The 14,273-nt window shown below is 71.2% G+C and carries 12 protein-coding genes; 6 read left to right on the top strand and 6 right to left on the bottom strand.

From position 1 onward, the window contains the following. Positions 1-32 precede the first annotated feature (32 nt). From KRR26_RS02575 to KRR26_RS02550, 6 genes are all read left to right on the top strand, one after another. On the top strand, positions 33-890 hold the full coding sequence (locus KRR26_RS02575; RefSeq protein WP_328707048.1) for an HmuY family protein: 858 nt from the start codon (positions 33-35) through the stop codon (positions 888-890). Positions 891-916: 26 nt separating this feature from the next. Beyond that, positions 917-2,005 carry a hemin-degrading factor gene (locus KRR26_RS02570; protein ID WP_120210119.1) on the top strand — a complete coding sequence of 363 codons (1,089 nt, stop codon included), beginning with the start codon at positions 917-919 and terminating at the stop codon, positions 2,003-2,005. Beyond that, positions 2,002-2,868, top strand: a complete 867-nt coding sequence (locus KRR26_RS02565) for a heme/hemin ABC transporter substrate-binding protein (protein WP_217079020.1) — start codon at positions 2,002-2,004, stop codon at positions 2,866-2,868. Before KRR26_RS02570 ends, KRR26_RS02565 begins: the two co-directional genes overlap by 4 nt. Positions 2,869-2,969: 101 nt before the next feature. Further along, positions 2,970-3,953: a FecCD family ABC transporter permease gene (locus KRR26_RS02560; protein WP_233577453.1), complete on the top strand. Its 984-nt coding sequence runs from the start codon at positions 2,970-2,972 to the stop codon at positions 3,951-3,953. Further along, the gene (locus KRR26_RS02555) at positions 3,950-4,756 is read left to right on the top strand and encodes a heme ABC transporter ATP-binding protein (RefSeq protein WP_120210122.1); all 807 of its coding nucleotides are present in this window, start codon (positions 3,950-3,952) and stop codon (positions 4,754-4,756) included. Before KRR26_RS02560 ends, KRR26_RS02555 begins: the two co-directional genes overlap by 4 nt. A 129-nt stretch (positions 4,757-4,885) precedes the next feature. Beyond that, a complete protein-coding gene (locus KRR26_RS02550; RefSeq protein ID WP_328707047.1) occupies positions 4,886-5,734 on the top strand; it encodes an EamA family transporter in 849 nt (282 codons plus the stop codon). A gap of 9 nt (positions 5,735-5,743) precedes the next feature. Here KRR26_RS02550 and KRR26_RS02545 read toward each other — a convergent pair whose 3' ends face one another. Genes KRR26_RS02545 through KRR26_RS02520 form a run of 6 tightly spaced genes read right to left on the bottom strand, consistent with a single transcriptional unit; the run spans position 5,744 to position 14,273 of the window. Next, positions 5,744-7,657 (bottom strand): tetratricopeptide repeat protein, encoded by a 1,914-nt coding sequence (locus KRR26_RS02545; protein ID WP_217079018.1) that lies wholly within the window; start codon positions 7,655-7,657, stop codon positions 5,744-5,746. Next, entirely contained in the window at positions 7,657-8,295 is a 639-nt protein-coding gene (locus KRR26_RS02540) for a hypothetical protein (protein WP_120210124.1), read from the bottom strand. Before KRR26_RS02540 ends, KRR26_RS02545 begins: the two co-directional genes overlap by 1 nt. Further along, positions 8,292-8,783, bottom strand: coding sequence for a hypothetical protein (locus tag KRR26_RS02535; protein ID WP_233577455.1), 492 nt, complete (start codon positions 8,781-8,783; stop codon positions 8,292-8,294). Before KRR26_RS02535 ends, KRR26_RS02540 begins: the two co-directional genes overlap by 4 nt. Next, positions 8,780-12,052, bottom strand: a complete 3,273-nt coding sequence (locus KRR26_RS02530; protein ID WP_120210126.1) for a tetratricopeptide repeat protein — start codon at positions 12,050-12,052, stop codon at positions 8,780-8,782. The genes KRR26_RS02535 and KRR26_RS02530 overlap by 4 nt, the downstream gene beginning before the upstream one ends. Continuing rightward, positions 12,049-13,641, bottom strand: a complete 1,593-nt coding sequence (locus KRR26_RS02525) for a hypothetical protein (RefSeq protein WP_120210127.1) — start codon at positions 13,639-13,641, stop codon at positions 12,049-12,051. Before KRR26_RS02525 ends, KRR26_RS02530 begins: the two co-directional genes overlap by 4 nt. Further along, entirely contained in the window at positions 13,638-14,273 is a 636-nt protein-coding gene (locus tag KRR26_RS02520) for an outer membrane beta-barrel domain-containing protein (protein ID WP_120210128.1), read from the bottom strand. The genes KRR26_RS02525 and KRR26_RS02520 overlap by 4 nt, the downstream gene beginning before the upstream one ends.

Below are 14,273 nucleotides of genomic sequence, written 5' to 3'. Positions count from 1 at the left end.
TTTATTTTTAGGTGGGTTGTGGGGTGGTGTAGGTGGTGGATTTTGTTATGTTGTGTGATTGGGACCTCGCGGTGCGGCGCACGCAGTGGCGCACCAATGGCGGCGCCAGCGGCCCGGGGTTCGGGGGCGCGCGGGTGGCGGACGCGGCGGAGGTCTCGGCGGTGCAGCGTGCGCCCACCGTGGGCTACGTGCAGGACGTGGTGGTGACGTCGCCGGGGCCCACGGGGGACACGTCTCCGGGCAACGCGGTGTTGGGGGACTGGTACGACTACGACGTGAATACGCATGCGGTGTCGCCCAAGGCGCGCGTGTTCCTGGTGCGCACGGCTTCGGGCGGCTACGCGCGGCTGCTCATCACCGCGTATGCCTCGGGCCGTTACGCGGTGCAGCTCGCGGCGGTGCCCGTGGAGGTGGCGGTGACGAAGCTCACCGTGGACGCCTCCGATGCGCAGCGGGTGGTGGGCGTGCGGTTCGGGCTGGGGGCGGTGGCCGCGTTGACGGCGGACGCGCCGGGCTCGGATTGGGACATCTCCTTCAGCCGCACGTGGGTGCGCACCAACAGCGGCACGAGCGGCACGGGGAGCGCGGGCGCGGTCGTCACCGAGGTCACCTCCCTGGGTGAAGTGACGGTGGCTCCCGAGGGGCCCTACACGCAGGACAGCATGATGCCCGTGGCGGGGCCTCCGGGCAGCGGCGAGGCCTCGGGCAATGCCGTGTTGGGCGCCTGGTACGACTACGACATGACGACGCACGTGGTGACTCCCAAGTCCCAGGTGTTCGTGGTGCGCACCGTCGACGGCGGCTTCGCGAAGCTGCGCTTCCTCACCTACGCGTCGGGCGCGTTCACGCTCGAGTACGCGTGGACCGGTCCTGGCTCGACCCACTTCTGATTCTTCCTTTTCGACGAGGTGACACCATGCAGTCCGTTTCCCTTTCGGGAGAGCACCGAGACCCTGTCCAGTTGCGCCAGCGCTGGCGCGCCCTGCGCGAGGAGCAGCCCCGCCTGCGCGTGCGCGACGCCGCCGAGCATCTGGGCGTCAGCGAGGCCGAGCTCATCGCCACCGGCATCGGAGAAGACGTCATCGTCCTCCAGCCGCGCCTGGATGTGATTCTGCCGCGCCTCGAATCGCTGGGGCCGGTCATGGCCCTCACGCGCAACGCGCACGCGGTCCATGAGAAGCGTGGCGTGTATCGCAACGTGGAGCTGAGCGGCGCGCGCGCGCTGGTGTTGGACCCCGACATTGACCTGCGCCTGTTCCTGTCGCATTGGCGCTTCGCCTTCGCGGTGCGCGAGAGCGGTGCGGGCGCGGTGAAGCGGAGCCTCCAGTTCTTCGACGCGGCTGGGACGGCCGTGCACAAGGTGCACCTCCAGGAGGGCAGCGACGTGGGGGCCTTCGAGGCGCTCGTGTCGGAGCTGGCCGCGGGCTCGGGATACACGCTGCCGCCCGTGGAGGCTCGGAAGGCCGCGCCAACGCCGCGCCCCGACGCGGAGGTGGATGCGGAGGGGCTGCGCGCCGCGTGGCGAGCGCTCCAGGACACGCATGAGTTCTTCGGCATGCTCCAGCGGTTCAACGCGGGCCGCGTGCAAGCGCTGCGGCTGGCGGGGCCGGAGCTGGCGCAGCCCGTGAGCACCGAGGCCCTGGGGTGGACGCTGACGCGGGCCGCCACGTCGGGACAGTCCATCATGGTGTTCGTGGGCAACCCGGGGGCCATCCAGATTCACACCGGGCCGGTGCACACGGTGCGACCGCTGGGGCCCTGGATGAACGTCATGGACCCGGGCTTCAACCTGCACGTGCGTGCCGACCACGTCCACAGCGCTTGGGTGGTGCGCAAGCCCACGCGCGACGGCGTGGTGACGTCCGTGGAGCTGTTCGACGCGGAGGGCGAGAACATCGCGCTGCTCTTCGGCGCGCGGAAGCCGGGCATTCCCGAGGATGCGTCGTGGCGCGCGCTCGCGGAGGAACTGGCGCGGACGCAGCCCATCGCGGGAGGGGTGTCGTGAGCCGCGCGACGTTGGGGCGGGGGTTGGCGCTGTGTCTCGTCGCAATGGCTCCGCTGGCGCTGGGCGCGGAGCCTGCCGAACAGCGTTGGGTGGCGGTGGGGCCCGCCATCACGGAGACCGTCATCGCGTTGGGGCAGGGGGCGCGGCTCGTGGGCGTGGATGACACGAGCATGGCGGTCCCGGGCGCCGCGAGCGCTCGGCGCGTGGGCTATCAGCGCGCGCTGTCGGCCGAGGGGCTGCTGTCGCTGCGTCCGACGAAGGTGGTGGCCACCGAGGAGGCGGGGCCTCCGGCGGTGCTCGAACAACTGCGCGGTGCGGGCGTGGACGTGGTCATCGTGCCCAACACGCCGACCGTGGAGGCGGCGCGTCGGCGCATCCGCGAGGTGGCTCGGCTGTTGGGGCGCGTCGAGCAGGGCGAGGCGCTCGTCACCGCGATGAACCGTGAGCTGGAGCAGGCCGCGACGCGGAGCAAGAGCGCGGCTCCGCGTCCGCGCGTGCTGGCGCTCTATGCACGCGGTGCCGGCAACTGGATGGTCGCCGGTGCTGGAACCGCGGCGGATCAGCTCATCCAACTGGCGGGCGGCGTGAACACTGTCGCCGCGTGGACGGGGACTCGGCCGCTGACGCAAGAGGCGGTGATCGAGGCCGCGCCCGACTTCATCCTGTTGCCCGAAGGTTCGTTGCCTCTCGCGGGTGGAGTCGAAGGTCTGTCGCGCGTGCCGGGCCTGGCGCTGGTGAAGGGCTGGCGCGTGGTGACGGTGGAGGACGTTCACTTCATGGGCCTGGGGCCTCGGCTGGGCACGGCGGTGAACCAGTTGGGTGAGCGGCTGCACGCTCCGGCTCCCGCTCGGCGCGCGCCATGAGTGTTCCGGACGTGGCACCCGCCCCGTCCTGGGGGCGCCGTGCGCGAGGCACCCTCGGGCCAGGTCTCTCATGGGCTGTGCTCGGGGGACTGCTGGTCGGTGTGTTCCTTCTGGCCATCGCGGTGGGCGCGGTGCCCGTGCCCCCTGCGTCGCTGGGAGGCTCGGTGTTGGCGGCGTTGGGCGTGGACACCGCGCATCGCTTGGAGCCCGTGCAGGAGGCGGTGCTGCTCTCCATCCGGCTGCCCCGCGCGCTGCTGGGGATGTTGGTGGGGGCGGTCCTGGCGCTCAGCGGGGCCGCTCTTCAGGCGCTGTTCCGCAACCCGCTGGTCGACGCGGGGCTCTTGGGGACGACGGGTGGCGCGGCGGTCGGCGCGGTGTCCGCCATCCTCCTGGACGTGGCCCTGGCCTCGCGCTTGGGGCCGCTGCGCGCGCTGGCCGTCCCCGGGGTGGCATTCCTGGGGGCGCTGGTCGCCACCCTGCTCGCGTACCGGCTCGGGGTGCGAGGGGGGCGCGCCGAGGGGCCGCGCGTGCTGCTCGCGGGCATCGCCATCTCGGCGGGCGCCAGTGCGTGCGTGGGGTTGCTCATCTCCGTGGCGAGCGACGCGCAGCTGCGCTCCATCACCTTCTGGAACCTGGGCAGTCTGGGCGGGGCCTCGTGGGAGGCGGTGCGCGTGGCGGTGGTTCCCCTCGGCATCGCGCTCGTCCTGCTTCTGCGCGAGGGCTCGCGCCTCAACCTGTTGATGCTGGGCGAGCGCGAAGCGCGTCATCTGGGCGTGGATGTGGAGCGGCTTCAGCGCCGACTCATTCTCGGGACGGCCCTGGGCGTGGGGGCGGCGGTGGCCTTCACGGGCACCATCGGGTTCGTGGGGCTCGTGGTGCCGTCGCTGCTGCGACTCGTGTTGGGACCGGACAACCGACGACTCCTCGGCGCCACGGCCTTGATGGGCGCCGCGCTGCTCGTGGGCGCGGACGTGGTGTCCCGCACGGTGGTGGCGCCGTTGGAGCTGCCCATCGGGGCGCTGACGTCGGCGCTGGGCGCTCCGGCCTTCATCGCGCTGCTCGCGCGGGGCCGAGGTCGCGCATGAGCCTCGTTGCGAAAGACGTGGATGTCCGCCGAGGCGCCCGTGTCACCTTGCGCCGCGTATCGCTGGCGCTGCACCCCGGTGAACTCGTCGCGGTGGTGGGCCCCAACGGCGCGGGCAAGTCCACGCTGTTGTCGGTGCTGGCCGGAGAGCAGGCCACGTCGTTGGGCGAGGTGCTGATGGACGGTCGCCCCCTGGCGTCGTGGCTCCCTCGCGAGCGCGCGCGGCGACTGGCGGTCCTGCCCCAAGAGGCATCGCTGGGCTTCGGCTTCCTCGCGCGCGAGGTCGTGCTGCTCGGCCGCAGTCCGCACCTCGGCGGCGGCACGAGCGGGGAGGACACGCGCGTGGCGCTGGCCGCGCTGGATGCCACGGGCACTCGCCACCTCGCGGAGCGCTCGTACCTCACGCTGTCGGGAGGCGAGCGCCAGCGCGTGCAGTTGGCCCGCGTGCTGGCCCAGCTCTGGGACGCGCCCGCGCGAGGCCCGTGCTACCTCTTGTTGGACGAGCCGACGGCGAGCCTGGACCTGGCGCACCAGCACCTGGTGTTGGAAGAGGCGCTGCGCTTCGCTCAGTCGGGAGGCTCGGTGCTGGCCATCCTCCATGACTTGAACCTCGCCGCTCGCTACGCGCACCGGCTGGCGGTCCTGGCCGGGGGGCGGCTCGTCGCCTCGGGGTCGCCGGCCGAGGTGCTCCAGCCCGCGCTCATCGCCGAGACCTTCGGTGTCCGAGTCGAGGTCCTCGACCGCCCCGGCGCTCCCGGGCCGCTCGTCGTGCCCGCTGCTGCCGCCGTCCGCAGCCCTCGCTGACGGGGGCAACCGCTGTCTTCCCCGGGCCGCTCGGTCCTCCAAGGCGAGAGGCCCGGGGAGGGACGCGGGATTGTCTGCGCCCGAGTCGCTCGCGGGCTACAAAGGCGCATCGTCTCGCGAGGAGTGGCGGTGGAGCCCGTTGCGCTGGTGCTGGTGCTGTCGTCCGCGTTCTTCCATGCCGCGTGGAACGCGATGCTCAAGCGTCATCCGAACCCCGAAGTGGGCGTGGTGAGCGTCATCACCGTGTCCCTGGTGGGCGGCGCGGTGTGGGCGCTCGGGCTGCACGGGCCCGCGTTCGCGTCCTCGCGCGGCGTGGCCTGGACGCTGGCCGCGGGAGTCTTCGAGACCGTCTACCTCGCGTCGCTCGCGCGAGCGCTGCGCCACGCGCCGCTGGGCATCGCGTACACGGTGTCTCGCGGTGGGGCCATGTTGTGGGTGTGGCCCGTGTCCGTGCTGTGGCTGGGGGAAGCCGTCTCGGTGTGGACGGTGTCGGGCGCCGTCACCATTGGCCTGGGGTTGTTGCTCATGCACCTCGCCCGGCCCACGGGGCCCGTGGGCCGGGGCGTGGCGTGGGCCGCGGTGGCCGCGGTGTGCATCGCCAGCTATCACCTGTCCTACAAGCTGGCGTTGGGCGAAGGCACGCAGCCGCCCGCGCTCTTCACCCTCTCCATGTGCGTGGCCCTACCGATGCTCGTGGCCGAGCGCGTCCACCGGCTGGGCTGGCGTGTCTTCCGTCAAGAAGCGCTGGAGCGCCCCGTGCGCGTGGTGAGCGCCGGGCTCGTGTGCACGCTGTCCTTCGCCTTCATGTTGATGGCGCTCGCGCGCACGGGGGCGGGCGCGGTGATGACCCTGCGCAACACCTCCATCGCCTTCGCGTTGGGGCTCGCGGCGTTGCAGGGCGAGCGCCTCGGGCGCCGGCAGCTGGCCGGCGCGGGGCTCGTCGCGGCGGGCACGGTGCTGCTCGGCTGGCCCGGGTGAGGCGTGGTCTCAGGGCGGCGTGGCCGCGCCCAGCTTCTTGAGCGCCAGCTTCGCGTCGGCGTGGTTCGCTTGGATGAGCAGGGTGGCCTCGTACTCCTTGCGCGCCTCGTCCGTCTTGCCAGTGGCCTCCAGGAGCTGGCCCAGCGCGAAGTGCGCCTCGCCCAGTCCCGGGTCCACCTGCACGGCGCCCCGGAAGGACTTCTCCGCGTCCTTGGCTTTGCCCTGCCGGTACAGCGCGTGGCCCAGGTACAAGAGGCCCAGCGCGTTGCGAGGCTCCACGGCCAGCACGTCGCTCAGCACGCGCACGGCCTTCTGCTCATCGCCGCCGCGGAAGTAGAGGAAGCCCAGCTCCGCGCGCGCCTCCAACTGCGCGGGGTCCTTGGCCACCACGGCCTCCAGCTCGGGCAGCGCGAGGTCGGGACGCTGGCGCCGAGAGTGCAAGATGCCCAGCCGCGAGAGCGCCGCGGTGTCCGGCTCCTCGCCGTCCTTGACCTTCAGCAGCGTCTCGACGGCGTTGTAGTCGCCCATGGCCAGCAGCAGGTCCGCCAGCCCCAGCTTCGCCGCGCGCTGGTTTGGATCTTCCGCGAGCAGCGCCTCGTAGAGCGGCCGTGCCTTGGCCGCCACGTGCTTGCGCGAGTACGCCTCCGCCAGCGCCAGCCGATTCTCCGGGGTGGGGGACAGCTTCACGCCCGCCTCGTACTGCGCGATGGCGCCGTCCAGGTCGCCCTTGGCCTTCAGCGCGTCGCCGTAGGCGGAGTGCGCCCCGGCCTCGTTCGGGAAGGCATCCACGGCCGTCTTGAGCGTGGCCACCGCGTCATCCACCTTGCCCAGCGACAAGTAGGAGCGCGCCAGGCCCTGGTACGCCTCGGGCGTCTTCTTCCCGTCCTCGGTGCTCTTCTCGATGGCCTTCTTGAAGGCCTCCACGGCCTGCGTCTTCTTGCCCTGCGCGAGATAGAGCTGGCCGAGCTGCGTGTACGGGCCGCTGGAGCGCCGGGGCTCCAAGAGCAGCGCCTTCTCGAACGCCTTGGTGGCGCGCGCGTTCTCTCCCAACTGGAAGTACGCGAGCCCCAGGTTGAAGTGCGCCTCGGCGTACTTGGGGTCCAGCGCGATGGCGCGCGAGAACGACTCGGTGGCCTTGCGGTGGTTGCCTTGCTCGTCCAGCACCACGCCCAGGTTGTTGTGGGCGCGCGCGTGCTTGGGGTCGGCCGCGAGCGCGGCCTGGTACTCGGCCACCGCGCCCGCGAGGTCGTTGTCCCGCATGAGCAGCGTGCCCAGGTTGTAGTGGGCCTCGGCGTCCGTGGCCTTCTGGCGCAGGGCCTCGCGCAGCACCTCCTTGGCCTCCCCTGTCAGGCCCTTGTCGGCCAGGGCCTTGCCCAGGTTGATGCGCGCCACGTTGAGCGCGCCGTCCAGCTTGAGGGCCTCGCGGTACGCCTCGATGGCGTCGTCGGTGCGGCCCGCGCTCTCCAGGGACTCGCCCAGGTTGAATCTCAGCTCGGCGTCCTTGGGGGACAGCTCGGTGGCCACCGCGTACTGCGCGATGGCCACGTCCTTCTCGTCCAGCAGTCGGGCCAAGAGGCCGCGCTCGGCGCGCAGCGTGGCTTCCTCGGGGAAGGTCGCGATGGCCGAGTCCAGCACCGCGCGAGACCTCTCCGCGTCGCCCGACAAGCGCAGCGCGCGCGCGAGCGCCACGCGCGCGGGCACGCCGTCCGGCGTCAGTCCCACCAGCTTGGTGAAGGGCGCCACCGCGCGGCGCGGCTGGTTCTGCGCCAGGAACGCCGTGCCCAGCTTGTAGAGCGCGTCCGGGTCATCCGGCAGCTTGTCCGGACGAGCGGGCTCCGCCGCGGGACGCTCCGGCGGAGGAGCCTCGGGGGCAGGGGCCTGGGCGGTGAGCAGCTGGAGGACTAGGACGCCGGCTCTCGTCATCACAGGTTCTCCACGTAGGGACTTGCTCGTGCGTCGAAGGTCTTCTTCGCCAGTGCGGCCTTCTTCGTCTCCCACGCCCCCCGCGCCGTCTGCTCTTCCTTGGTGTCCTCGGCGAGGTCGGCGCGCTTGGACTTCACGGCGCCGTCGCACTCGGTCACCTGCTGCTCGAACTCCTTCGGGTCCAGCTTCTCGCTGCCCGGCACCTTCGCCTTGCGCGCGGCGGTGAGGCGCGCCAGCTCGAACTTCGCGAAGGCGCACTGCCGCGCCAGCTTCTCCACGTCGCGCAGGCCCACGTTGAGGCGCTGGTGCGCGCGCAGGAACGTCACGCGGGCCTCGGCCTCCTCGATGGCGAGCTTCGCCACCTCGCGAGACACCTCGTCCGTGGCGCGGTCGACCTCGTCCTCGGCGGCGGCCTGGCGGGACTTGGCGCGGCGGATGTTGTCCCGCGCGCGGCTGATTTCGTTGTCTGCCTCGTCCACGCGGTCGATGGCCAGGGCCAGGTCGTTCTCCGCCTCCAGCAGCTCGATGCGGGACTCGTACGGCAGCTTCTTCACCAGCCCGTCCGGCACGCGCATGCCGTAGCGGGGGCCGCACGCGACGGCCAGGAGGGACAGGGTGAGCAGGAAGGAGAACTTCATGGAACGGTCGCCTCGAAGCGGCCGAAGATGGTGCGGCCGGAGTAGACGTCGGTGCCGTTGACGAAGGTGACGTTGAACTCGCCGGACACGCGACTGCCCGGCTGGGGAATGGTGCGCACGAAGAGGTTGCCGCGCGCGAGCTTCGGGAAGGCGCGCACCGGCTCGTCCAGCACGCTGCGGCCCACCGTGCCTCGCTGGGCGCCGTTGTCCAACACCTGCGCCAGGTCGATGTCGAGCGAGTCGGTGTAGCCCTCGGGGAGCATGTCGTCCACGCGGGCGCTCACCTTGAGCACGGTGTCGGCGCCCGCGCCCTGGTCCTGGAGGAAGCTGACGGACAGCTCGCCCTCGCCCACCCGCGCCTCGCTGCGCTGGTAGCGCAGGTCGAGCAGCGGGGTGACGCTGCCCTCCAGCGCGCCGCTGTCCTTGTCGCCGCACGCGGTGAGGCCCAGGAGCGCTCCCAGGGCCGCCGCGATGTGAGAGGGGCTCACTTGCACGCCTTCCACCCCGCGTCCACGTCCGGACCGTTGAGGTTGGCCACGTCCTTGAGGACGGCCAGCTCGCGGCGCGCGCCGTCCGTGTCGCCGAAGCGGCAGCGCAGGGCCGCCAGGTTGATGCGGGCCTTGTCGTAGGTGGGGTCCGCCTCCAGCGCCTTGGCGTACGCGGCGCGAGCGCCCATGGCGTCGCCCGTGTTGAGCAGCGCCCAGCCCAGCGCGCTGTGCGCCGAGGCCCGCGTGTCCTGCAGCTCCGTCACCCGACCGAGCGTGAGCTGAGCCATGCCGTACTGACGCGCGTCCAGGTAGCCCATGCCCAGGGCCTCCAGCGCCTCGGCGGACAGCACCTTCTCCGCCTTCTTGCGCAGGTCCTCCAGCGCCGCGGGCTGCGTGGGCGTGCCCGGCTGCGGCAGCGGCAGCGAGGCCACGTCCGTGTGGTTGCGGCAGCCCAGCACCGCGGTGCTGTAGACCTCGAGCGACTCCGCGCGAGACAGACACGCCTTGAACGCCTCCTCGGAGCGCGTCTTCAGCGGGCCCACCTGCTGCTTCACTGCGTCCTGGAACTGGCGCGCCTCGGCGGCGGACAAGCCCCCGGGCACCGGCGTCTGCTCGACGACGTCCGCGATGTGGCCGTACGCCAGCGCCAGCTTCCACAACGAGGCCACCGCCCACTCGGGATACCCGAGCGACGCGGCCTGGGTGTACACGCCCTCCATGGCCTGGAGCGCGGAGACCTTCTCCTCCACCTTGTCCGCCGGCAGGTCCTTGAACTGGCGGTAGAGAATCTCGCCCAGGAACCACAGGCCCTTGGCGGCCTCCTCCGTCTGGCCGTTGGGGCCCTGCACCGCGGTGGTGAGGGTGGAGATGAGCGCGTCCGGAGCCGCGCTCGCCGCCGTGGTGGCCTGCACCTCGGCGAGCACCGCCGCCGCGGCCACGTTGCCCTTGTCGAGCTTCAGCGCGGCCTCGGCCGCCGTCTTCGCGCGGCCCATGTCCTTCTGCTTCAGGCGCGTGTCGGCCAAGAGCGCCAGCACCTCGCCCTTGCGCGCGCCGGCCACCTCGGCCGCCATCTCCAGGTTGCGAGCGGCGTCCTTGTAGTCCCCCAGCCCCATGCGCAGCCGCGCCGCGGCCAGCCAGCCATCCACCGCCGCGAAGTCCGCGCCGAGCTTCTGGCCCACCTGCTCGAACCAGCCCGCGGCCTCCGGGAAGGCCGCGGCCTCGGCGGCGTGGCGGCCCAGCGTGAGCAGCACGTCCGAGAGGTACTGGCTCTTGGGGTAGTCCTGCACCAGCTTGGCGCCCAGCTCGCGCTCGCGCGACATGTCGCGCTTCTCGCGCGCCGCGGTGAACGCGCCGTACAGCGCCTTCTCGCCGATGTCCGAGTTCTTGTTCTCGTCCGCCACCTTGACGAGTCCCTCGACCACGTCGCCCGTCTCCTGGGCGCTCTGCAAGGCCAGCTCGTCCAGCGCCTCGGCCTTGCTCTGGTTGAGGATCTTCTGCACCTCGCCGCGGAAGTTGGAGGGCAGGGCGGACGCGAGGAACTTGCGGCCCGTCTCGTCCAGCTTCTTGAAGTCGTTCACCTGCCGCAGGCTGTCCAGGGCCAGGTTGCCGGCCACCGGCGCGTCCTTGTAGGCCGGGTGCGCCAGCGCGAACGCGGTGAACAGCTCCGCCGCCTTCGGGTACTCGCCGTCCTCGTAGTAGGCGCGCGCGATGTTGAACTTCACGTCCAACACGTTGGGGCTCTGCGGGTAGCGCGCCACGTAGTCGGCGCCCAGGAGCTTCAGGGCCTGCCGCGCGTCCGCCACCTCGAAGGCGCTGCGCTTGAGGGCCTCCTCGGGCTTGAGCGTGGAGAAGTGGGCGAGCAGCGCGCCGTACATGGCCGCCTCCACCGCCTTGCCGTCCTTGGCCTTCTCCTCGTAGCGGGCCAGCTCCTCGAACTGGCGGGCCGCCTCGGGGAACTCCTTGGCCGCGAAGAGCGCGTCCGCGCGGTTCTTCATGATGGGCCGCACGTACTGGTCCGGCCGGAACAGGCCCAGGTACTCGCGGTAGGCGGCGGCCGCCTTCACGTAGAGGTCCTTCTCGTCCTTCTTCTGCGCGGCCAGGTGCACCTGGGTGGCGAGGTCGCGGCCCATCTCCTCCAGTTCGGCGAGCTGCTTCTTGCGCTCACCCTCGGCCAGCTCGGGGTCCGTCTTGCTCTGCACCGCGGCGCGCACGAGGAAGCGGATGTCCTCGGGGTCGGGCAGCACCTTGCCCTTGGCGGCCTTGAGCGAGTCATACAGCTTCTGGCTGCGCTCCAGGTCCAGCTCGGGGTCCGGTTGGATCTCCATCAGCTTGCGCAGCGCGGGGATGGCCCACTCGTACTGCTGCTTGATGAAGTAGCGGTTGCTGAGCTTGTCGAGCGCGAGCGAGTACGTGGCGCGGCTCTCGCTGAGCTTCTCGAAGTAGTTGAGCGCGCCCTTGGGCGGACGGGCCTCGGTGTAGCTGTACACGAGGTCCAGCAGCGCCTCGCGCTTCACGTTGAGGGCCTTCTTCACGTCCACGCCGGGCAAAGGCGCGCTGGCGGCGGCGGCCTCGAAGAACGTCACGGCCTCGGCGTGCTTGGCCTGGTTCACGCGGATCCAGCCCATCTTGTAGCGGGCCAGGTCGTGCACCGGCGAGGGCGGCGCCTCCAGGATGGCCTGGTAGTGCTTCTCCGCCTCGACGAGGTCCGCCTTGTCGAAGAAGTGGTCGCCGAGGATCTGCTCGGCCTCCAGGCGCAGCGGGCTGTTGGGGAACTTGTGCGTCAGGTCCCCGAGCGTCTTGAGCATCTCGTCGAACTGACCGAGCTCTCGCTGCTCGTGCGCCAGATAGAACGTCACCTGGTCGCCGTCCTTGAAGTCCGGGTACTCGCGCAGCAGGCGGAAGTAGAGCTGCACCGCCTTCTGCTTGAGCAGGCGCGTCTCCGGAGAGACGAGCGCGCCGCTGGCACCCTCGGGCCGGGACTCGGCCTGGAGGTAATAGACGTAGCGGCTCTTCTCCACGTACAGCTCGGCCAGCCGGAACTGCAGGTCCGGCAGGTACGGCGCGTTGCGGCTCTTGGAGATGAGCTTCTCCGTCTCGCCGAGCGCGCGGTCCACCTTGAAGATGTCGCGCTTGAGCTTGGCGATGAGCTCCTCGCGCTCCTTCGCCTTGGAGACGATGGGGTTGAGGTTGGGGCCGGGGCGGGCAGCGCCGCTGGGGGGCGTGGCGGTCAGCAGCGCGGCGGCGATGAGGCCGGTGAGCGTGCCGGTCATGGGTTTTCCTCGATGCAGCGGCTCTCGATGCGGACCCGGTACGACTTGAGCTCGTCGTTCCAGTACTCCCCGTCGAAGTGGAAGGCGACCTGAGCGGGCGACAGGAGTTCTTCGTCTTGTGGCGACACGACCTTCGCGCCTTTCTTCACGCGCTCGTACAGCTTGAGGCCCACCTCGTACTCCATGAGGCGCACCTGCTCGGACGCACGCAGGAGCGTGTCCGCCTCCTGGCGCACGGCCTCGGCCAGTCGCGCTTCGTACACGCGCACGCCCTCGGCGTGGGCCAGGTCATACAGCTTGGTGAGGTGCGCGAAGAGCCGGTCGCCGAAGCTGCCGGCGTAGCGGCCCAGTCGCTCGCCCTCCAGGTCCAGCACCTCCACGAAGCGCGCGGCGCGGCGCGTGCCGCCGTGGGCGTTGGCGGCGCGGCGCAGGCGCACGTCCTGCGTCAGGTCCTCGCGCCCGCGCACGGACTCCAGCGAGTCCGCGTAGCGCCGCGTCAGCTCCTTGGCGGCGCGCTTGGCGGGCAGGTACTGGCACAGGTCGCGGAAGATGAGCGCGCGCAGGAGGTACTTGTCCGGGAGGAACTCGTCGCGGAAGGACGGCGCGTCCAGCGTGGTGAGGATGCCCAGCGCGGCGCGCACCTCGCCCAGCTTGTAGCGGGTCCACGCCTCTTCCAGGTAGAGGCTGGCGCGGCCGGGATCCAACTCCGGCAGCTTCACCTTGCCGTAGGCCTCCAGCGCGCCGGGGTAGTCCTTGCGCTCATAGCGCAGGCGCGCCACGGCGAGCGCCGCTTCGTTGCGCGCGTCGCGGGTGAGCTTGTCGTCCTCGGACAGTCCGAGGAAGTCCTTCACCATCTCGTCCGAGGGCTCCTTCACCTGCTTGAGCCGGGTCACGAGCAGCGCGAACTTGGCGCGGCTGGCCTCGGACGAGGACTCGGGCAGCTTGGAGAAGTGCGTGTTGGCCCAGCGCTCGTTGCCCACGCGCAGGTCCACCATGCCCTGTTGATAGTGGGCGTAGGCGCCGGTCTCGTCCGGGAGGAAGCCCAGGTCGAGCGCGCCGAACACCTGCTCGTCGATCATCACCTCGTCGTGCGGCCGGTCGGTGAGGTCCTTGAGCGCGTCGAGCGCGCGGGGCAGCACGTTGGGGTTGGTGCGCTCGCGCGCGATGCGCGCCAGATAGGACGCGCCCGCGTGGGTGAGGCCCAGGTCGATGAGGCTCTTGGCGAGGAAGTACTGGCCCCAGGCGTAGTTCTCGTCCGTGCGAGGCGTGGCCTGGAGCCACGCGTACAGCGGGCCCGCGGCGGCGCGCGGCTTGCCGGCGAAGTAGTCCTGCAGCGCCTGGTCAAAGACGCCGGCCTCCACCTTCTTGGGCGGAGGGGGAGGCGGCTCGGCGGCGGCCGCGGTGGTGCCGCCATCGGCGGGCAGGGGCGTGCCTGCGTCCGCGGGGGAGGCGTTGGCGCGCGTGGTGGTGCCCGTCGGGGGCGGGGGCATGGCCAGCCCCCCGTCCGGGACAGCGGCGGAGGCGGCCGGTGGGAACACGAGCAGCGCGGCGCTCGCAAGCGCGGCGGCGATGAAGGGGCGGGGTGTCATTCCGTGGCGCCGAAGTTGAACGCGGTGCCCAGCTGAACAGTGGGGACGTTGATGATGCGGGAGGTGCCCGCGAACACGACGTTGTTGGTCACGTCGAGCCGGAACGAGACCGTCTTGCCGGAGAACATGCGCAGGCCCACGCCCAGGTTGATGGCGGGGCGGAAGCCATCCGAGCGGTGCACCTTCACCACGGTGCCGCCGCCCAGGAGGAACGCCTCGAAGTGCACCACGCTGCTGTTGAGGATGGACGTCTTGCCGTACAGCGGGCTCCACACGAGGTCCGAACCCACCATCCACTGCACCTGGTCCTCGAACGCGGTCGCGGTGGGCGCCACGTCGAAGTCGCGCTCCAACTGGCGGCGCAGCCCCGTCTGCACGTTGTAGCTGTACATGCCACGGCCCACCTGCCACGCGAACGTGTCGCTGAAGTGGTACGTGTAGCCGAGCGCGCCGACGAAGCCCTTGTAGAAGGCGTCAGCGGGCAGCACGCCCACGCCGAGCGTCAGCTCGTGGTGCATGCGGTAGAGCCGGTCCTGCACCGCGGAGACGGTGCCGGGATTCTCGAGCGCCTCGGCCTGCGCGCGCGCGAAGCCGGGCACCAGGCACAGGAGGATGAGCAGAACGGATCGCAC

Source organism: Citreicoccus inhibens (assembly GCF_019039035.1).
GTDB lineage: Bacteria > Myxococcota > Myxococcia > Myxococcales > Myxococcaceae > Citreicoccus > Citreicoccus inhibens.
Note: the sequence above shows the minus strand (reverse complement) of the source record. Positions and strands in the feature narration are given on the sequence as shown.